The organism is Symbiopectobacterium purcellii, from assembly GCF_052050035.1.
Lineage (GTDB): Bacteria > Pseudomonadota > Gammaproteobacteria > Enterobacterales > Enterobacteriaceae > Symbiopectobacterium > Symbiopectobacterium purcellii_A.
Window position 1 is genome coordinate 2,441,596 of the sequence record NZ_CP189882.1, and the last position, 21,006, is coordinate 2,462,601.

A 21,006-nucleotide genomic window follows, 5' to 3' on the forward strand; every position below is an offset into this window, starting at 1 on the left:
TATACACTTGTTAACTGCATTACATCTTATGGCAACTCGCAAAAAACCAGGTTGCATAATCCGATAACGACGGCCAAGCTTCGAAGGCATACCTTCAAAAAATCAACGTTATCCGATCCCTCACTATCGATGATTATCTTGGCTTCACTGGAGTGAAACGATGGGATTATCCACTATAGCGGTAAAGCTTGACGATGCGACCCGCAATCGTATCGAACGTACAGCGAAGCGCCTTGATCGCACATCGCATTGGCTGATTGAGCACGCCATTTTTTGTTATCTCGACGCCGTCGAACGCGATGGCAAGGCGCCTGATATCACGCCAGAACAAGGTGCGGCATTCCAACGCGCGCCGGAGATTATGCCGCAATCTCGTCAGGAAGGAAGCTATCAACCGTTTTTAGCTTTCACGCAAACGCTGTTACCCCGTTCACCGCTGCGTGATGCTATCACGGCGGCATACCGCCGTTCCGAGGGGGATATGGTGCCATTACTGCTCGAACGGGTAGAACCGATAGCATCTATGGCCCCGGCGGTGCAGGCGCTGGCATATCGGTTGGCGCAGACGCTGCGGTGTGAACAACAGACGCACGGGCGACCAGGACGGGTGCAAAGTTTGCTACAGGCCTTCTCCCTGTCGTCCTCAGAGGGGATTGCGCTGATGTGTCTGGCGGAAGCGTTGCTGCGCATTCCCGATGCTTCAACGCGCAATGCGCTGATCCGTGACAAGATCAGCAGCGGAGACTGGTCTTCCCACTTGGGGAAAGGGCAATCTCTGTTCGTCAATGCGGCGACCTGGGGACTGTTGCTGACCGGAAAGTTGGTTGCGACGCACAGTGAAACCCGTCTGGCGCACACCCTGAAGCAACTGATTAACAAAGGGGGCGAGCCGGTCATTAGATTGGGGATGGATCGCGTGATGCGCATGATGGGGGAGCAGTTTGTTACCGGCGAAACTATCGAAGAGGCGCTGTCCAACGCACAACACCTGGAGCAGCAGGGATTTCGCTACTCCTATGACATGTTAGGCGAAGCGGCGCTCACCGCACAGGATGCGGAGGCTTACTTCAAAGCCTATCAGCAGGCGATCCATGCTATCGGCAGGGCGTCGCAGGGGCGCGGGGTGTATGGGGGGCCGGGCATCTCCATCAAGTTGTCGGCGCTGCATCCGCGTTATAGTCGTGCGCAATACGACCGCGTGATGGAGGTGCTCTATCCCCGTTTGTTGGCGTTGACTTTGCAGGCGATGCAGTACGACGTCGGCATTAATATTGATGCGGAAGAAGCGGAGCGGCTGGAGATTTCCCTCGACCTGTTGGAGAAGTTGTGCCATGAGCCTTCGCTGACGGGCTGGAAAGGGATCGGTTTTGTCGTACAGGCTTATCAGAAACGCTGCCCGTTTGTGATTGATTTTCTGATCGATCTGGCACAGCGTACCCAGCGACGCCTGATGGTGCGGTTGGTGAAAGGGGCATACTGGGACAGCGAAATCAAGCGTACGCAAATGGACGGTCTGGAGGATTATCCCGTCTATACCCGCAAAGTTTATACCGATGTCGCCTATCTGGCCTGCGCCCGCCAACTGCTGGCGGCACCGGATGCCATTTACCCGCAGTTCGCTACCCATAATGCCCATACTCTGAGCGCGGTGTATACGCTGGCCGGTGACAGCTATTACCCTGGGCAATATGAATTTCAATGCCTGCACGGTATGGGGGAGGCGCTTTATTCACAGGTCGTCGGTCCCGAAGATCAGGGCAAGCTGGGGCGCCCCTGTCGGATTTATGCCCCCGTCGGCACCCATGAAACCCTGCTGGCCTATCTGGTGCGGCGTTTATTGGAAAATGGCGCCAACACCTCGTTTGTTAACCGCATTGCGGATGCAGAGATCCCGCTGGAGCAACTGATTACCAGCCCAATAGCTGAAGTACAGGCGCTGGCTTACAAAGAGGGCGCTCCCGGCTGCCCGCATCCGCGCATTCCTCTGCCCGCTCAGCTCTACGGCGCAGAGCGCTGCAATGCGCAAGGTATAGACTTGACCGATGAACGCTGTCTGCAAATGCTCGCGGCGGCATTAAGCGCCGATGCCGCGCAGGTGCGGTATGCGGCACCGATAATGGTCGATGCCGCATCGCCGCTGGCGGCTCGGCCAGTTATCAATCCGGCCCAACAGAATGATATAGTGGGGTACGTGCAAGATGCCAGCGAGGAGGATGTGTGCATTGCGCTGGGCCGTGCGGTGCAAGCGGCAGAACGGTTTTCAACTGCATCACTGCCGCAGCGGGTTGCCAGTCTGCAACGCGCTGCCAGCCTGCTGGAAGCGGCGTATCCACAGTTCATCGGGCTACTGGTGCGGGAGGCGGGAAGAACCGTGCCAAACGCCATTGCTGAACTCCGCGAAGCGGTGGATTTTTTGCGCTATTACGCACAGCAATCTGCTGTGGTGTCACTGGAACAGGCCTGCCCGCTGGGCGTGGTGGTTTGCATTAGTCCGTGGAACTTCCCGCTGGCCATTTTTACTGGGCAGGTCGCTGCCGCGCTGGCGGCGGGGAATGCGGTACTGGCAAAACCGGCGGAACAAACACCGCTGGTCGCCGCGTTGGCGGTGCAATTGCTGCACCAGGCTGGCATTGCGCCAGATGTGTTGCAACTGCTGCCCGGTGCTGGGGAACGCGTCGGCGCGGCGTTGGTGCGCGATGCGCGCGTGAATGGCGTGCTGTTTACCGGCTCTACGGCGGTTGCCAAAAGCTTGCAGCGCACGCTGGCAGACCGGCTTGATGCGCACGGGCGACCTGCGGTACTGATCGCTGAAACCGGTGGGATGAATGCCATGATTGTCGACTCGTCCGCGCTGACGGAACAGGTGGTCAGTGATGTCATGGCATCCGCCTTTGACAGCGCAGGGCAACGTTGTTCAGCCCTGCGTTTGCTCTGCCTTCAGGAGGATATTGCGGAGGCGACCCTGAACATGCTGCGTGGTGCCATGGCACAGTTCCGCGTGGGCAATCCCGACAGTCTGGCAACGGACTGTGGCCCGGTGATTGACGATGAAGCTCGCGAACGGATCGAGCAACATATTCACCTGATGCAAGCGGACGGGAATTCGGTGTTTCAGGCGGCTTTTGGTGCACAGACGTGCGTGGCCTCATGGCGACAAGGCACCTTTGTGTTGCCAACGCTGATTGAACTGGACCACGTAGCTGGCTTGCAACAAGAGATCTTTGGTCCGGTGCTGCACGTGGTGCGCTATGCCCGCGAGGGGCTGGATACCTTGATCGAGGAGATTAACGCCCTGGGGTACGGGCTCACGCTGGGCATCCATTCACGGATTGATGAAACCATTTCGCGTATCACGCAGCGAGCGCATGTGGGTAACCAATACGTCAACCGCAATATGGTGGGCGCCGTGGTGGGGGTGCAGCCGTTCGGGGGAGAAGGGCTATCCGGTACCGGGCCGAAAGCAGGCGGGCCGCTCTATCTGCCGCGCTTGCAGAGCACACCGCCTGGCCTGCCGAGCGCAGCGAGCAACGCACTGGGTGTCAATGCCACGTTGGCGACGGCGCCAGAACGTGCGGGGTTTGCGCTACTGGTTGACTGGGCGCAACAACAGGGGCGTCTGGCGGTATTAGAGGCCGCGCAGAGCTACCGCGCCTGGGGGGCGGTCAGCGGAGTGATACGCCCGCTGCCGGGGCCCACCGGAGAACGTAATACCTATATGCTGACACCGCGCGATAACGTGCTGTGTCTGGCGCAGGACAGTGACGATATTCTGCGCCAGTTAGCGGCGCTGCTGGCCGTGGGCAGTAACGCGCTATGGCCTGACAGCGTAGCGTTACGTGAACTTGCCGGCAGCTTGCCGCAGGAAGTGCAACACCGCATCCGTTTTACGTCACAATGGCAACAGGACGCTGAGCATATTGGCGCGGTTATCTGCCACGGCGATGGTGACATGCTGCGTCAGGTTAACCAGCAGCTTACGCAATGGGCGGGGGCGATTATTCCTCTGCTAGGCTGTGAACCCGGCAGTGACACGATCCCGCTGGAGCGGTTATGGCATGAACGTGTGCTCAGCGTGAATACGGCGGCAGCGGGAGGAAATGCCAGCCTGCTGATGATGACAGAGTCATAATGCGGTACGCGCCGCGCAGTGTGCGCGGCGCAACAACACAGAACGTCCGGTTGGCAGAACGGTTAGTTGCGGTACAGCACCTTGATGATGTGGTAGCCGAACTGGGTTTTTACCGGTCCAAAGGGTTTTAGCAACTAGCAGGAAAATACCGCCTTGTCTAAAGTGGGCACCATATCGCCCTGACGGAATTCACCCAAATTACCCCCTTCCTGTTTGGACGGGCAGGTAGAGTGCTTTTTGGCTAACTGCTGAAAGTCTGCCCCTTGCGCCAATTGGTCCAGTAGATCATTCGCCTGTTGTTCCGTATCGACCAGGATATGCAGAGCAGATGCTGTTTTCGCCATGGGAATACCTTTCATGTGATTAAGAAGCGTGAATTGAACAGGCCTCACGCCGACGCCAATGGCTGGCAATGTAGCAAGATGCCGGCCTGATGTGGATCGGTAAAGGCGAATCCGGCCATCAAGATCTGTGCGGCTTTCTGCTACAATCGGCTTCCGTTTTTATTGCGAGCTGAACGTCATGCGCCTGAATCCCAGTCAACAACATGCTGTCGAATTTGTCACCGGCCCTTGTCTGGTGCTGGCTGGCGCGGGGTCAGGTAAAACGCGCGTTATCACCAACAAGATTGCGCATCTGATCCGTCAGTGTGGCTATCAGGCGCGTCATATCGCCGCGGTGACCTTTACCAACAAGGCTGCGCGCGAAATGAAAGCGCGCGTGGCGCAAACCTTAGGGCGTAAGGAGACGCGCGGGTTACTGATCTCCACCTTCCACACCCTGGGGCTGGAGGTTATCAAACGGGAATACGCCGCGTTGGGCATGAAGGCAAACTTCTCGCTGTTTGACGATCAGGATCAGGCCGCACTGCTCAATGAACTGACGGAAACCTGGTTGCAAGGGGATAAAACCCAGCTACAGCAGTTAACCTCCACCATTTCCAACTGGAAGAACGATCTGATGGACCCGGCGCAGGCGGCGGCATCGGCGCAGTCGGAGCGCGATAAGCTGTTTGCACACTGCTATGGCCTGTATTACGACCATTTACGCGCCTGTAACGTACTGGATTTTGACGATCTGATTCTGTTGCCAACGCTGCTGTTTAAGCGCAATGAAGAGGTGCGTGAGCGCTGGCAAAACCGCTTGCGCTACCTGCTGGTGGATGAGTATCAGGACACCAACACCAGTCAGTATGAGGTGATCAAACTGTTGGTTGGTGCGCGTGCACGCTTTACCGTGGTGGGTGATGACGACCAGTCCATCTACTCTTGGCGCGGTGCCCGCCCGCAAAACCTGGTGCTGCTCTCTCAGGACTTCCCCCAGCTTGAAGTGATTAAGCTGGAGCAAAATTACCGATCCTCTGGCCGTATTCTCAAAGCGGCCAATATCCTGATCGCCAATAACCCACACGTATTTGAAAAAAAACTCTTTTCGGAATTGGGTTACGGCAGTGAACTGAAGGTGATCACTGCCAACAACGAAGACCACGAGGCGGAACGGGTGGTGGGCGAATTGATTGCTCATCACTTTATCAACAAGACGCAGTACAGTGACTATGCCATCCTCTATCGTGGCAACCATCAGTCGCGGCTGTTTGAAAAGATGCTGATGCAAAACCGCATTCCCTATCGTATCTCCTGCGGTACCTCCTTCTTTTCTCGTCCGGAAATCAAGGATCTGTTGGCCTATCTGCGCGTTTTGACCAATGCGGATGATGACAGCGCCTTTCTGCGCATCGTTAACACCCCTAAGCGAGAAATCGGCCCTGCGACGCTACAGAAACTGGGAGAGTGGGCCAATGTGCGCAACAAAAGCCTGTTTACCGCCAGTTTTGATTTAGGGTTGGAAGCACACCTGTCTGGGCGTGGGTTGTCCTCACTGCAACGCTTTACCCACTGGATGCGGGACATTGCCCATCAAGCGGAGCGGGAACCGGTGGCGGCGGTGCGCGACCTTATTCACGGGCTGGATTATGAAAGCTGGCTGTATGAAACCTCAACCAGCCCGAAAGCGGCGGAAATGCGTATGAAAAACGTCAACCAACTGTTCAGTTGGATGACGGAAATGCTGGCAGGGTCAGATCTTGATGAGCCGATGACGCTGACGCAGGTGGTGACGCGATTTACGTTGCGCGACATGATGGAGCGCGGCGAAAACGAAGAAGAGCTGGATCAGGTACAACTGATGACGCTGCACGCCTCCAAAGGGCTGGAATTCCCCTATGTGTATCTGGTGGGGATGGAAGAGGGGCTATTGCCGCACCAGAGCAGCATTGACGAAGACAATGTCGATGAAGAGCGTCGCCTGGCCTATGTTGGCATCACGCGGGCGCAACGTGAGCTGATTTTTACCCTGTGCAAAGAGCGACGCCAGTATGGCGAACTGATGCGGCCAGAACCCAGCCGTTTCTTGCTGGAACTGCCGCAGGACGATCTGCAATGGGAAACGGCGCGCAAAGTGGTTAGCGCGCAAGAGCGGATGCAAAAGGGGCAAAGCCATCTTGCGAACCTGCGCGCACAGCTGGCGCAGGCGCGCGATAAGGAGTAGCGCCGTTGTTACGGCGCGGCTTCCTCAATCACCAGCGGCCAGTGGGCATAGCCTTGCCAACGGCTCTCTTGTTCCAACGCTTCTGCGCGCAGGGGATGCGCTGCCAGCCAGCCAGCAGGCAACTGGATATGCAGAGTATCGCCGCTTGCCCGTAAAATGCTGTCAGGTACTGTGTCATCACGACGGCGGCTGGCGAAAATAATGGCCAGTCGCAACAAACGGCACAAACGTTGTGCAGGCAGAACAGGTACAGCGTTTTGCTGATTCAATGACTGAAGATCGAGCTCACCACTCTGATTTAACACCAGAATAGCCAGTAGTTTTTTTTGTGCCGGTGTAAAACCGGGAAGATCGCTATTGCGAATGAGATAGGCGGCGTGTTGCGGTGCATTGCGAAAATCAATGGCCAGACCGATTTCATGCAGAAAACCGGCGCTGTGCAACAGCTCGCTACATCGATGATCCAACGGCCAATCCTGCGCTAACTGATGCAGGAAATTATCGGCTAATGCGCTGACGCGATGCCCTTGTTCACCGTCTAGCAGGTAGCGCCGTTGCAAATTGAGCAGCGTGCGTTGGCGAATATCTTGCTCTACGGGCAGGTGCAGCATTCCGTACACCAGGCCTTCACGCAGTGCGCCACCGGCCAGTGTCATACTCTGAATGCCAAGCTCCTGAAAAATAGCCAACAGAATGGACAATCCGCTGGGGAACACCAGCGCCCGTTCCAACGTCAGGCCGTCAATCTCCAGCTCTTCCAGCTTATTGCACGCAATGGCATGCTCTTTCAGAGCATGCAGCTTCTCGAGCGTAATGTGCTCGTCCATGCCAGCGGCCACCATAATCTCTTGCAACGCTTGTACCGTGCCGGATGCACCTACGCACACTTGCCACCCCTGCGTACGCAGTTGGTCGGCCACGGGGCGAATCATGTCACTGGCCGCCTGCTCAGCACGGGCAAAATTTTCTGCCGTCAGGGTGCGATCGCTGAAATAGCGCTCGAGCCAGGTCACACATCCCATCGGCAAGCTGAGCAACTGCGTGGCCTGCGCGGCGGTCCCGGTTGCCAGTTCGGTGCTGCCACCGCCGATATCCACCACCAGACGTTGTTCCGGTCCACCGGTGGTGTGGGCCACACCCTGATAAATCAGGCGTGCTTCCTCTTCACCGCTGATGACTTGAATCGGCAAGCCCAGAATCTGCTGCGCCTGTGCCAGAAACTCATCGGCATTGGTGGCAAGCCGCAGGGTTGCCGTGGCGACAACGCGGGTTTGCGTCTGAGGGATATCCTGCAAGCGTTCGGAAAACAGGCGCAAGCACTGCCAACCGCGCTGCATGGTTTCCTGTGACAAGCGGTTATCGCGATCCAGTCCTGCGGCCAAACGCACTTTACGTTTAATGCGCGCCAGCGTCTGAATGCTGCCAGCGCTCTCCCGCACCACTAGCATATGGAAGCTGTTCGAGCCCAGATCGATCGCCGCATACAGCGAGGAAGCGTTTAGCATGGATGCTTAACTCGGCCTTTTACGGTTGCCGCGCGGTGCGCCGCTGCGACGTGGCGGACCACTGCGACGCGGGCCGCTGCTGGTACGCGTGCGAGGCAAGCGCTTAGGCGCAGGCAGATCGGTCATCAGCGCATCGCTATCGTATTTGCTCACCGGGATTGAATGGCCAGTGTATTGCTCAATAGCGGGCAGATTCAACGCATACTCTTCACAGGCCAGGCTGATGGAGAAGCCGCTGGCACCTGCACGTCCGGTACGGCCGATGCGGTGCACATAGTCTTCGCAATCGTCCGGCAAGTCATAGTTGAAGACATGGGTGACGGCAGGAATGTGCAGGCCGCGGGCCGCAACATCGGTGGCGACCAGAATATCCAGGTTGCCCTGCGTGAAGTCATCCAGAATGCGCAGGCGTTTTTTCTGCGCCACGTCGCCAGTCAGCAGGCCAACACGATGGCCGTCCGCAGCCAGATGGCCCCAGATGTCTTCGCAGCGGTGCTTGGTGTTGGCGAAAATGATGCAGCGATCCGGCCACTCTTCTTCCAGCAACGTTTGAAGCAGGCGCATCTTCTCTTCGTTTGACGGGTAGAACAGCTCTTCCTTAATGCGGTGCCCGGTTTTCTGCTTCGGCTCCACTTCAACGTACTCGGCGTTGTTCATCTGTTCAAACGCCAACTCACGCACACGGTATGACAGCGTGGCGGAGAACAGCATGTTCAGACGCTGCGTTACCGGCGGAATGCGGAGGAATAGCCAGCGAATATCTTTGATAAAGCCCAGATCGTACATTCTGTCGGCTTCATCCAGCACCACCACCTGAATGGCACCAAGGTTAATATGATTCTGCTTGGCGTAGTCGATCAAACGGCCCGTGGTACCGATCAGGATATCAACACCCTGTTCCAGTACTTTAAGCTGCTTATCGTAACCGTCTCCGCCGTAAGCCAGACCCAGTTTCAAGCCCGTCGATTCTGCCAGTGCCTGTGCATCCGCGTGGATTTGCACAGCCAACTCGCGAGTGGGAGCCATGATCAGCGCGCGCGGCTGGTTGGTTTGACGCTCTGCAGAAGCATGATGCGACAAGAGATAGTGGAAAGTAGACGCCAGAAATGCCAGCGTCTTGCCAGTTCCGGTTTGCGCCTGACCCGCGACGTCTCGACCATCAAGGGCGAGAGGTAGTGCGAGTGCCTGGATGGGTGTGCAGTTATAAAACCCTTTTCTTTCAAGGGCTTTTATCACCTGCGGGTGCAGCGCGAAGTCGGAAAACTTCTGTTCAGTCAAGTGTGTTTTGCTCATAGTGTGGTAGAATATCAGCTAACTATTGCTTTACGAAAGCGTATACAGTGAAATAAAGTCAAGCTTTGTTGGTTAATGCTACACCAACTCGCTAAAGATAATCCTGCGGAGTAAAAAATGAGCGATAAAATTATTCACCTGACAGACGACAGCTTCGAAACGGACGTGTTGCAGGCCGAAGGGGCAACACTGGTTGATTTTTGGGCTGAATGGTGTGGTCCCTGCAAAATGATCGCTCCTATTCTCGATGAAATCGCTGATGAATTCGAAGGTCGCATCACCTTTGCCAAGCTTAACATTGATGATAATCCGGCGACTGCACCGAAATACTGCATCCGTGGTATCCCGACCCTGCTGCTGTTCAAGAACGGTGAAGTGGCGGCAACGAAAGTCGGCGCGCTGTCTAAAGGCCAGTTGAAAGAGTTTTTGAACACCAATCTGTAATGCCTGACAGATTTATCAACGCTATTTCATCGCACAAAGCGGTCAGTGAGGATTTATCGTATTGACCGCTTGCCGCACGTCATGAAGCGTGCTAGATTCATCAGTACTGCATATCGTACTTGCCTATGTTTAAGCCTCACAGGCTTGAGCCTGAAAGTTTGAATCTATAGCATTACTCGCTGTCTATACATTAACGCTGCCCGTTCGTGACAACAAATCGCACAATCACGGCATAAGAATCTGTAGCGTGGTCAGGCAATCTAAAAGTATTACATTAATTGGTTTCAGGTGCCTTCGATCTCTTGCCGTCGTTTTGTATCGGGCTTGCGTGGTCAACGTGTAACACGTTCACGTATCAAGCCAAACGGAATGGTGTGATTGAGGGCGGTATATGATAGTGGCACGGTGACCCTTGCCATCCCATTCACGTTAATTGTTCGAGATTTACCCCGAGTTTAAGAACCCACCACTATGAATCTTACCGAATTAAAGAATACGCCAGTTTCTGAGTTAATTACTGTTGGCGAAAACATGGGGCTGGAAAACCAGGCTCGTATGCGCAAACAGGATATTATTTTCGCCATTTTGAAGCAGCACGCTAAAAGTGGCGAAGATATTTTCGGCGATGGTGTGCTGGAAATCTTGCAGGATGGTTTCGGTTTCCTCCGCTCTGCAGACAGCTCCTACCTCGCCGGCCCTGATGATATCTACGTTTCTCCCAGCCAAATTCGCCGCTTTAATCTTCGTACTGGTGACACCATTTCAGGCAAGATTCGTCCTCCCAAAGAAGGGGAACGCTATTTTGCTTTGTTGAAAGTCAACGAAGTCAACTACGACAAACCTGAAAACGCCCGCAACAAGATCCTGTTCGAAAACCTCACCCCGCTGCATGCCAACTCACGTTTGCGCATGGAACGCGGTAATGGTTCAACAGAAGATCTGACAGCACGCGTATTGGATTTGGCATCGCCGATCGGTCGTGGTCAGCGTGGTTTGATCGTGGCACCGCCGAAAGCCGGTAAAACCATGCTGCTGCAAAATATTGCACAGAGCATCGCGTATAATCACCCTGATTGCGTGCTGATGGTGCTGCTTATCGACGAACGTCCGGAAGAAGTGACCGAGATGCAACGTCTGGTTAAAGGGGAAGTGGTCGCGTCTACCTTTGACGAGCCGGCCTCTCGCCACGTTCAGGTTGCCGAAATGGTGATTGAAAAGGCCAAGCGCCTGGTCGAGCATAAAAAAGACGTTATCATCCTGCTGGACTCCATCACCCGTCTGGCGCGTGCCTACAACACCGTGGTACCGGCGTCTGGCAAAGTGCTGACCGGTGGTGTGGACGCCAACGCCCTGCACCGTCCGAAACGCTTCTTTGGTGCTGCGCGTAACGTGGAAGAGGGTGGCAGCCTGACCATTATCGCCACGGCGCTGGTGGATACCGGCTCGAAGATGGACGAAGTGATTTACGAAGAGTTTAAAGGTACAGGTAACATGGAACTGCATCTGGCGCGTAAAATCGCTGAGAAGCGTGTGTTCCCGGCTATCGACTACAACCGTTCCGGTACGCGTAAAGAAGAGCTGCTTACCACCTCTGAAGAACTGCAAAAAATGTGGATCCTGCGCAAAATCATTCACCCGATGGGGGAAATCGATGCGATGGAGTTCCTGATCAACAAGTTGGCGATGACCAAAACCAACGATGAATTCTTCGATATGATGAAGCGTTCATAAGCAGGCTCTGTTCTCGTGGCGTTTTTTTTTAGGAACTTACCGACCTTTACACTACAGGGTGTTTTTCCAGAGTATTCTAGGATGTCCCGGCGTCATGCATTCCGTTATGGTACGCACTGATTTGATGGCGTCATCATAACCCCGTTGCGAGCGCTTGCCCTCTGCATGCCCTCGCGATACCGTCGGCGGCATAATGATGTTGTGGTGAACGGCCCTGTTATGGCGAACCATGCTTCGCCGTGGCAGCCGACGGCGGCTTGTAGCCATAAACGGTAAACTTACTCGCTATGCGTCTAGAGTTATTATTGATTTTCTTGTTTTCTCTGGCTTTTCTATTCCTGGCCCGTCGCGTGGCGGGGCCGCTCGGTCTTGTCGATCGTCCCAATCAGCGTAAACGTCACCAAGGGCTGATCCCGTTGGTGGGGGGCATTTCCGTTTATGCTGGCTTGTGCTTCACCTTCCTGATCACCGACTCCTACATTCCCCATTTCCGCTTTTACCTACTGTGCGCCGGTATTTTGGTGTTTGTCGGGGCATTGGACGATCGCTTTGATATCAGTGTCAAAATTCGTGCGCTGGTTCAGGCGCTGGTGGCCGTTGCCATGATGGTGTTCGCGCATCTCTCATTGCGCAATCTGGGGAAGATGTTTGGCCCGTGGGATATGGTGCTGGGACCATTGGGCTATCTGGTTACGCTGTTTGCCGTGTGGGCGGCCATTAATGCGTTTAACATGGTCGACGGTATCGACGGTCTGCTCGGCGGCCTTTCCGCGGTGTCGTTTGGCGCGATGGGTATCCTGCTCTATGGCTACGGTCACAACAGTTTGGCGCTGTGGTGCTTTGCCATGATTGCGGCCACGCTGCCGTATATCTTGCTCAATCTCGGTTTTTTTGGCCGCCGCTATAAAGTGTTTATGGGCGATGCAGGCAGCACCATGATAGGGTTCACCGCCATCTGGATCCTGATGCAATCCACGCAGGGTAAATACCATCCGATTAATCCGGTAACGGCGCTGTGGCTGATCGCCATTCCGCTGATGGACATGGTGGCCATCATGTACCGTCGCTTGCGTCGAGGGATGAATCCCTTCGCGCCGGATCGTCAGCATATCCATCACTTACTGATGCGCGCCGGGTTTACACCGCATCAGGCCTTTGTGTTGATCACCGTGGCTGCGGTGCTGTTGGCGGGTATCGGCATGGCCGGAGAGTATTTCTCTTTCATTCCTGAGTGGGCCATGTTGGTGCTGTTTTTACTGGCCTTTGGGCTTTACGACTATTGCCTGAAACGGGCATGGCGCGTGGCACGCTTTCTGAAACGCATCAAGCGTCGAACGCGTCGTAACGACAATCATCGACACTCAACTTGAAACCACATCACTTTGGGGAAGTAATGAAACACGAAAACCCTGCTAACGGAACCTCTGGCGAAGCCCATTACCGCGTGACGACTGCGGATGCCGGTATCGAGAATGAACTGGACATTCGTGGCCTGTGCGGTGCGTTGTGGCGAAGCAAATTCTGGATTGCCGGCGTAGCGCTGGCTTTCGCGCTGGTGGCGTTAGGGTATTCCTATCTTGCACGTCAAGAGTGGAGCGCCACGGCAATAACGGACCGGCCCGGTGTCACGCGGCTGGGCGGTTATTATCCGCAACAGCAGTTCTTACGCAATCTGGATGCCAAAGCCTTTGCATCGCTGCCGCCCGAAGAGCTGTTGGTGTCAGCCAAAGTTTACGACGAGTTTGTCATGCAGGTTGCCGCGTATAATACCCGGCGCGATTTCTGGCTACAGAGCGACTACTATAAATCGCATCAGGACGGTGATGCCAAGGCGGATGCAGCTTTGCTGGACGAACTGATCGCCGACATCCAGTTTACCCCGCGCGACGACGGTAAAAAGACCTTCGACAGCGTGCGTCTGACGGCGGACAACGCGCCTGCCGCCAATCGCCTGTTGCGCAACTATATCGAGTTTGCCAGTCAGCGCGCCGCGCAACACCTTAACGGTGAGCTGAAAGGTGCCTGGGCGGCACGTAAGGTCTTTTTGCAGTCGCAGATTCAACGTCAGGAAACGGTCGCACAGGCCATTTTCGATCGCGATCTGAATAGTGTGAAGATGGCGCTAAAAATTGCGCAACAGCAGGGCATAAGCCGCAGCCAGACCGATACTCCCGCGGAAGAATTGCCGCCCTCAGAACTTTTCCTGTTGGGGCGTCCGATGTTGCAGGCGCAATTGGAATCTTTGCAGGCCAGTGGGCCGCGCTACGACATCGATTATGACCAAAACCGCGCCATGTTGGCGACGTTAAGCGTTGAGCCAACCCTCGATGCGGCATTGCAGACCTACCGTTATCTGCGCACGCCGGAGGAGCCGGTGAAGCGAGACAGTCCGCGTCGCCTGTTCTTGATGGTGATGTGGGGCGCTATCGGTGCATTAACTGGGGCGGGCATTGCATTGGTTCGCTGTAAACCTCAGCGGCGGGTGGATTGACCGTTTATGCCGCCTGAAAGGGCAGCCCCTAACCTGATGAAAGAGATTCATAGTGAAAGTGTTGACTATTTTCGGCACCCGTCCAGAAGCCATCAAAATGGCCCCTCTGGTTTATGCCCTGGCTCAAGATAAAGCCTTTGAATCGAAAATATGCGTAACCGCCCAGCACCGGGAGATGCTGGATCAGGTGCTGCGTTTATTTGCTATTACGCCAGATTATGATTTGAACATTATGCAGCCGGGACAGGGGTTGAGTGAGGTCACTTGCCGCATTCTGGAAGGGCTGGAGCCGGTATTGACGGCGTTCAAACCCGATCTGGTGCTGGTGCATGGTGATACCACCACCACGTTGGCCGCTAGCCTGGCAGCGCTGTATCAGCGTATCCCTGTCGCTCATGTGGAGGCGGGGTTGCGCACGGGCAATCTCTATTCGCCCTGGCCTGAAGAGGCCAACCGTAAGCTGACCGGCCATTTGGCGACCTATCACTTTGCGCCAACCGAGCGGGCGCGTGATAACCTGCTGCGGGAAAATCTCGGTGACAGGCAGATCCTGGTGACGGGAAATACGGTTATCGATGCGCTGTTCTGGGTGCGCGATCGAATTCTTGGCGATGAAACATTGCGCCACTCCCTGGATACCCACTACGGTTTTCTGGATGCGAATAAAAAACTGATTCTGGTTACTGGGCATCGTCGTGAAAACTTTGGCAACGGATTCGAGCGTATTTGCACTGCGTTGGCGGGCATTGCCCGTCGCCACCCGGAAACGCAGATTCTGTACCCGGTGCACCTGAACCCCAATGTGCGTGAGCCGGTTAATCGTATTTTAAGCGGTATTGATAACGTGTTTCTGATCGCGCCGCAGGAGTACTTGCCGTTTGTTTACCTGATGAACCGATCGTACCTGATTTTGACCGATTCTGGTGGCATTCAGGAAGAAGCGCCTTCGCTAGGCGTGCCCGTGCTGGTGATGCGTGAGACAACGGAACGGCCAGAAGCTGTGGACGCGGGAACGGTGCGGCTGGTTGGCACTGAGGTGATGACGATTCTGGATGCGGTGTCGCAACTGCTGACCGACAATGCGGCGTATCAGGCCATGAGCCGGGCGCATAACCCGTTCGGTGACGGCACCGCCTGTCAGCGTATTATTGCCGCACTGAAGAACCCTTTGGTTACACGACAATGAGCAACACCATGACAACTAACGCAATGACAATCAATAAAATAGTGGTAGTTGGGTTGGGCTATATCGGTTTGCCGACCGCAGCCGCGTTTGCCTCTCGGAAAAAACAGGTGATTGGCGTGGACGTTAATCGCCATGCGGTGGAAACCATCAATCGCGGTGAGATTCATATTGTCGAACCCGATCTGGGGGCCATGGTAAAGGTCGCCGTGGAAAACGGTTATTTGACAGCAACGCTTAAAGCCGAGGCGGCTGATGCCTTTCTGATTGCGGTGCCAACGCCGTTCAAAGAGGGACACGAACCGGATTTGAGCTATGTACAGGCCGCGGCAGCGTCGATTGCACCCGTTTTGCAGCCCGGCGCGCTAGTGGTGCTCGAATCCACCTGTCCCGTTGGCGCGACGGAGCAGATGGCGGCGTGGCTGGCCGACGCCCGACCCGATCTGACCTTCCCGCAGCACGCCGGGGAAGATGCCGATATTCATATTGCCTACTGTCCGGAGCGAGTATTGCCTGGGCAGGTGGTGGTGGAACTCGTGAAAAACGATCGGGTGATTGGCGGTATGACGCCATCATGTGCCGCGCACGCCAGCGCGTTATACAAGATTTTTCTTGAAGGTGAGTGCGTTGAAACCGACGCGCGCACGGCCGAGATGTGTAAACTGACAGAAAACAGCTTCCGTGACGTGAATATCGCCTTTGCCAACGAACTGTCGCTGATTTGTGCCGAACAGGGTATCAACGTATGGGAACTGATTCGTCTGGCGAATCGTCACCCACGCGTTAATATCCTTCAGCCCGGCCCCGGCGTTGGAGGTCATTGCATCGCGGTAGACCCGTGGTTTATTGTGGCGCAAAACCCCCAGCAGGCGCGTTTGATACACACAGCGCGATTGGTTAACGACGGTAAGCCGTTGTGGGTGGTCGATCGCGTCAAAATGGCGGTAGCGGATTGTCTGGTGCAGAGCGGCAAACGCGCCAGTGACGTGACCATTGCCTGTTTTGGGCTGGCGTTTAAGCCAGATATTGACGATTTGCGCGGAAGCCCGGCGGTCGGGATTACCGAAATGATTGCGCAGTGGCACAGCGGCACGACGCTGGCCGTGGAGCCGAATGTGGCTGCGTTGCCGCCACGTTTGACCGGATTGGTCACGTTGACCGAATTGCCAACGGCGTTGCGTGAGGCCGATGTGGTGGTGATGCTGGTCGATAACCGTGCATTCCGCGCGATAGAACCTGAAAAGATAAAACAACAGTGGATTGTAGATACGAAAGGAGTATGGCGTTGAAACGTATTTTGGTGACAGGCGGCGCAGGGTTTATTGGTTCAGCGCTGGTGCGTTATCTGGTAACAGAAACGCAAGACAGCGTCGTGGTGGTTGATAAGCTGACGTATGCCGGGAATATGGCGTCATTGGCCCCGGTGGCGGCCAGCGATCGTTTCGCGTTCGAGCAGATTGATATCTGCGATCGTCCCGCGTTGGATCAGGTTTTTGCTACGTATCAGCCGGATATGGTGATGCATCTGGCGGCGGAAAGTCACGTTGACCGCTCGATTGATGGTCCGGCGGCATTTATTGAAACCAATATCGTCGGCACCTATCAGATGCTGGAAGCGGCGCGCCACTACTGGAACGCACTGGATGACGAGAAAAAAGCCGCCTTCCGTTTCCACCATATTTCTACCGATGAAGTGTTTGGCGATCTGCACGGCACGGACGATCTGTTTACCGAAACCACGCCGTATGCACCCAGCAGTCCTTATTCCGCCTCTAAAGCCTCCAGCGATCATCTGGTGCGTGCCTGGATGCGCACTTATGGGATGCCGACGATCATCACCAACTGCTCCAATAACTACGGTCCTTACCACTTTCCGGAAAAATTGATTCCGTTGATGATCCTCAACGCATTATCCGCTAAGCCGCTGCCCGTGTATGGCAACGGTGCGCAGATCCGCGATTGGCTGTTTGTTGAAGATCATGCGCGTGCGCTTTACCGCGTGGTGACGGCGGGTGAGGTCGGGGAAACCTACAATATCGGCGGCCATAACGAGCGTAAAAACCTCGACGTGGTACATACCCTGTGCGATCTGCTGGAAGAACTTGCACCGCAAAAACCGGCGGGTGTAACCCATTATCGCGATCTGATTACCTATGTGACTGACCGACCCGGCCATGACATGCGTTATGCCATCGATGCCAGCAAAATGGCGCAGGAGCTGGATTGGAAACCGCAGGAGACGTTCGAGACCGGCATGCGTAAAACGGTATTGTGGTATCTGAATAATGAAGCCTGGTGGCGCAGCGTGCAGGATGGCTCCTATACCGGCGAACGGTTGGGACTGGACGCGTAATCGACGCGTTTGTCGCGCCCCTGTGTCAAACAGCAGCGTGCAAGTCATTACAGTAGAGGCTATGACAGCCAGGATCCGTGCGCATCTGATGCCGTTAGCGTGGGAAAGCGATTTTTTCGCTCTCCCCAGCGCACGCCTGTCGTTCAGTGATGATGCGCCAGCGCTAACGCTTGGGGCGTTGAACGCTTATGCGCTGGTGCAGGCCAAGGTTTCTGCCAGCGATCTGGCGACGATCGATGCGCTCTCAGTAAGAGGTTTCCAACTGGCAGAGAGCGAAGTGGATTTTTGCCTGCCCATCGATTCTGGTGAGGTGGTGCTTCCGGCCTGGCGCGTGGCGGATACTGCGGATATTGCGCCGCTGCGTGACGCCGCTGCGCGCGTTTTTTTGCAGAGCCGGTTTCGCGCACCCTGGTATTGCGCGGCGGACAGCGGCCGTTTTTACGCACAATGGGTGGAAAACGCGGTTCGTGGCACCTTTGATGATGTCTGCCTGATTGCGCACGACGCGCAAGGTGCGCCACTCGGTTGGGTGACGCTGCGCCAGACCCAGGCAGACCAGGCGCGCATCGGCCTTTTGGCAGCGTGGTCGGGCACAGCCGGTGGGCAGGGCATGCCGCTTATGGCGCTGGCAAGGCACTGGTGCCAACAGCGACACGTTGCGCACCTGTGGGTGGCTACGCAGTTGGGTAATACGCGTGCGCTGCGCCTCTATCAACGCAGTGGCGCGCAGATTCATGACACGGCGCATTGGTTTTACAGGAGAATGAGATGAACGCATCCCACACATTTGAGAGCAGCGAAGGGTTCGGCAGGTAAGGTGTGGATCCTCGCAGACTTACGGCATCATTGTGCCCAACACGGGATGCATAAAGCTCCCTGATAACTGGAGGATCCACGACATGAAATATACCCCTGTTGGCGTCGATATCGCAAAACATCTGATGCAGGTTCATTTCATTAATGAACATACCGGTGAAGTCATCGATAAACAGATAAAGCGCGACGCGCTGCTGGGATACTTCAGCAATCGTGAGCCTTGCCTGATTGGCATGGAAGCTTGCGGCGGTTCCCAGCACTGGGCGCGGGAGCTGGAAAAACTGGGGCATAAGGTCAGACTACTCCAGGGCAAATTCGTCAAGGCCTTCGTGATGGGCAATAAAAATGACGTGATGGATGCCCGTGCTATCTGGATGGCGGTCCAGCAGCCAGCTAAAGCCGTTGCCGTCAAAACTGAGGAACAGCAGGCAGTACTGTCGCTGCACAAAATGCGCCGCCAGTTAGTGAAGTTCCGCACCGCGCAAATCAACTCGCTGCACGGATTGCTGTTGGAGTTCGGCGAAACTGTGCGTAAAGGCCGGGCGTCACTGGACAAGGCGATGCCAGAGGTGCTTGAGCGACTTAAGGAAAAGCTGCCACCGTTCCTGAACTACCAGTTTGAAGACCAGCATCGGCGCCTCAATGACCTGGATATGCAGATAGAGGTTATCGAAAAACAGCTTGCCACTTGGGCGAAACAGAATGAGGCCTGTCGGCGGATTATGGACATTCCAGGTGTTGGCCCACTGGTTGCCACCGCAGCAATTACCATCATGGGAGATGCGGGAGCCTTCCGATCAGGACGGGAGTTCGCAGCCGACATCGGCTTGGTGCCAAAGCAAACAGGCACCGGCGGCAAAGTGCGGCTTCTGGGCATCAGTAAACGCGGCGATGCTTATCTGCGGACGCTGTTTATCCACGGAGCCAGGGCTGCGACGCTGCTGGCGAAAGAGCCGAACCCGTGGGTTACGGAGCTGCTGAAAAGACGGACAACCAGCGTTGCGGTGGTGGGAATGGCTAACAAGATAGCGCGCACGGTGTGGGCCCTGGTGGCATATAGCCGAACTTACGACAAAAAACACGTCAGCGTCAGGCCGTTCTGAACGACAGATGCTGGCAAAACATTAACTCTTTTAATAGAAGGGTGAATGCTGAAAGGTTGCTAGGGCAGCCGTAGTGATGACAACGACAGGTAAGACAGTGACTCACTAAACCTGAATGGGGTGTTGAGCTTAAAGCTCGCCAGGAGAATGAGGTGTGAGTCAGCGAATCTCATCGAGGCCCGCAGCAGCGGCTGCAACAAGGCCGAATATAGAGCTGCAACCTACCGTCAATGTCAACACCACGAATGCTTTGCAAACGGGATGCGTTCATATAGACCGCATGATTCCCTTTAACGCTCCTCCGGTTGTGGGTACCGAACTGGACTATATGCAGGCCGCCATGAGCAGCGGCAAGCTGTGTGGTGATGGCGGCTTTACGCGCCGTTGCCAACAATGGCTGGAACACTATTCTGGCAGCAAGAAAGTGTTGTTAACCCCCTCCTGTACCGCATCATTGGAGATGGCGGCCATCCTGCTGGATATTCAGCCGGGTGATGAAGTGATCATGCCCAGCTACACTTTCGTTTCGACCGCCAATGCCTTTGTGCTGCGTGGCGCAACCATCGTGTATGTCGATGTGCGCCCAGATACGCTGAACATCGATGAAACCAAGATTGAAGCGGCGATTACCGACAAGACCCGAGCCATCGTGCCAGTGCACTATGCCGGTGTGGCGTGCGAGATGGATGCCATTATGGCGCTGGCAGAAAAGTACGACCTGTGGGTTGTGGAGGATGCCGCGCAAGGGGTGATGGCTCGCTATAAAGGGCGTCCGTTGGGAGCGATTGGTCATATTGGCTGCTTCAGCTTTCATGAAACCAAAAACTACACCTCCGGTGGTGAAGGCGGTGCCACACTGATCAACGACCCCGCATTGGTGGAGCGAGCGGAAATCATCCGCGAGAAAGGCACCAACCGTAGCCAGTTCTTTCGCGGTCAGGCCGATAAATATACCTGGCGCGATATCGGCTCCAGCTACCTGATGGCAGATATTCAGGCTGCCTACCTGTGGGGGCAGTTGGAAGCCGCTGGGCGCATCAACGAACGACGTTTACGCCTGTGGCATAACTATTATGATGCCTTCCGTCCACTGACGGAGGCCTGGCGCGTTACGCTGCCCACGCTGCCGGCACACTGCCAGCACAATGCACACCTGTTTTACCTCAAGCTGCGCGATATTGACGATCGCGCCGCGTTTATTCACGACATGAAGGATGCGGAAATCCTGACGGTGTTTCACTATATTCCGCTGCATACGTCACCTGCTGGACTGCGCTTTGGGCGTTTTTCCGGGGAAGATCGCTACACCACGCGGGAAAGTGAGCGACTGGTCCGCTTGCCGCTGTTTTATAATCTGTCTGACGTGAATCAGCGCACGGTGATCAACACCATCCTGAGCTTCTTTTCCTGA

At 55.5% G+C, this 21,006-nt stretch carries 14 protein-coding genes and 1 pseudogene; 12 read left to right on the forward strand and 3 right to left on the reverse strand.

Annotated features, from left to right (window positions below; all coding sequences use genetic code 11):
* Nucleotides 1-160 precede the first annotated feature (160 nt).
* The gene (gene putA / locus ACQGXV_RS17355; protein WP_440867040.1) at nucleotides 161-4,129 is read left to right on the forward strand and encodes a trifunctional transcriptional regulator/proline dehydrogenase/L-glutamate gamma-semialdehyde dehydrogenase; all 3,969 of its coding nucleotides are present in this window, start codon (nucleotides 161-163) and stop codon (nucleotides 4,127-4,129) included.
* 62 nt (nucleotides 4,130-4,191) lie between these two features.
* Here the strand turns inward: putA and ppiC are convergent.
* A pseudogene (gene ppiC, locus ACQGXV_RS17360) lies at nucleotides 4,192-4,473 on the reverse strand (peptidylprolyl isomerase PpiC).
* A 178-nt stretch (nucleotides 4,474-4,651) separates the two neighbouring features.
* Here ppiC and rep point away from each other — a divergent pair.
* A complete protein-coding gene (rep, locus tag ACQGXV_RS17365; protein ID WP_440867481.1) occupies nucleotides 4,652-6,676 on the forward strand; it encodes a DNA helicase Rep in 2,025 nt (674 codons plus the stop codon).
* Nucleotides 6,677-6,684: 8 nt separating this feature from the next.
* Here the strand turns inward: rep and ppx are convergent, their stop codons facing one another.
* Both ppx and rhlB read right to left on the reverse strand, forming a co-directional pair.
* Nucleotides 6,685-8,181, reverse strand: a complete 1,497-nt coding sequence (gene ppx, locus ACQGXV_RS17370; protein WP_440867041.1) for an exopolyphosphatase — start codon at nucleotides 8,179-8,181, stop codon at nucleotides 6,685-6,687.
* Between the two features lie 6 nt (nucleotides 8,182-8,187).
* Complete coding sequence (gene rhlB / locus ACQGXV_RS17375; RefSeq protein WP_440867042.1) at nucleotides 8,188-9,474, reverse strand: ATP-dependent RNA helicase RhlB; 1,287 nt, start codon at nucleotides 9,472-9,474, stop codon at nucleotides 8,188-8,190.
* A gap of 117 nt (nucleotides 9,475-9,591) precedes the next feature.
* Between rhlB and trxA the strand changes: the two genes are divergently transcribed.
* The 10 genes from trxA to rffA all read left to right on the forward strand — a co-directional run bounded on the left by trxA (nucleotide 9,592) and on the right by rffA (nucleotide 21,006).
* Nucleotides 9,592-9,918, forward strand: a complete 327-nt coding sequence (gene trxA / locus ACQGXV_RS17380; RefSeq protein ID WP_440867043.1) for a thioredoxin TrxA — start codon at nucleotides 9,592-9,594, stop codon at nucleotides 9,916-9,918.
* A 471-nt stretch (nucleotides 9,919-10,389) separates the two neighbouring features.
* Entirely contained in the window at nucleotides 10,390-11,649 is a 1,260-nt protein-coding gene (rho, locus tag ACQGXV_RS17385; RefSeq protein WP_440867044.1) for a transcription termination factor Rho, read from the forward strand.
* A gap of 287 nt (nucleotides 11,650-11,936) precedes the next feature.
* A complete protein-coding gene (wecA, locus tag ACQGXV_RS17390; protein ID WP_440867045.1) occupies nucleotides 11,937-13,019 on the forward strand; it encodes a UDP-N-acetylglucosamine--undecaprenyl-phosphate N-acetylglucosaminephosphotransferase in 1,083 nt (360 codons plus the stop codon).
* Between the two features lie 23 nt (nucleotides 13,020-13,042).
* Nucleotides 13,043-14,140 carry an ECA polysaccharide chain length modulation protein gene (gene wzzE, locus ACQGXV_RS17395; protein ID WP_440867046.1) on the forward strand — a complete coding sequence of 366 codons (1,098 nt, stop codon included), beginning with the start codon at nucleotides 13,043-13,045 and terminating at the stop codon, nucleotides 14,138-14,140.
* A gap of 52 nt (nucleotides 14,141-14,192) precedes the next feature.
* Complete coding sequence (wecB, locus tag ACQGXV_RS17400; RefSeq protein WP_440867047.1) at nucleotides 14,193-15,326, forward strand: non-hydrolyzing UDP-N-acetylglucosamine 2-epimerase; 1,134 nt, start codon at nucleotides 14,193-14,195, stop codon at nucleotides 15,324-15,326.
* A 23-nt stretch (nucleotides 15,327-15,349) separates the two neighbouring features.
* Nucleotides 15,350-16,612, forward strand: coding sequence for a UDP-N-acetyl-D-mannosamine dehydrogenase (gene wecC / locus ACQGXV_RS17405; protein ID WP_440867482.1), 1,263 nt, complete (start codon nucleotides 15,350-15,352; stop codon nucleotides 16,610-16,612).
* On the forward strand, nucleotides 16,603-17,676 hold the full coding sequence (gene rffG / locus ACQGXV_RS17410) for a dTDP-glucose 4,6-dehydratase (RefSeq protein WP_440867048.1): 1,074 nt from the start codon (nucleotides 16,603-16,605) through the stop codon (nucleotides 17,674-17,676). Before wecC ends, rffG begins: the two co-directional genes overlap by 10 nt.
* A gap of 61 nt (nucleotides 17,677-17,737) precedes the next feature.
* Nucleotides 17,738-18,448, forward strand: coding sequence for a dTDP-4-amino-4,6-dideoxy-D-galactose acyltransferase (gene rffC / locus ACQGXV_RS17415; RefSeq protein WP_440867483.1), 711 nt, complete (start codon nucleotides 17,738-17,740; stop codon nucleotides 18,446-18,448).
* Between the two features lie 127 nt (nucleotides 18,449-18,575).
* Nucleotides 18,576-19,595, forward strand: a complete 1,020-nt coding sequence (locus ACQGXV_RS17420) for an IS110 family transposase (RefSeq protein WP_440867049.1) — start codon at nucleotides 18,576-18,578, stop codon at nucleotides 19,593-19,595.
* 280 nt (nucleotides 19,596-19,875) lie between these two features.
* Nucleotides 19,876-21,006 carry a dTDP-4-amino-4,6-dideoxygalactose transaminase gene (gene rffA, locus ACQGXV_RS17425; protein WP_440867484.1) on the forward strand — a complete coding sequence of 377 codons (1,131 nt, stop codon included), beginning with the start codon at nucleotides 19,876-19,878 and terminating at the stop codon, nucleotides 21,004-21,006.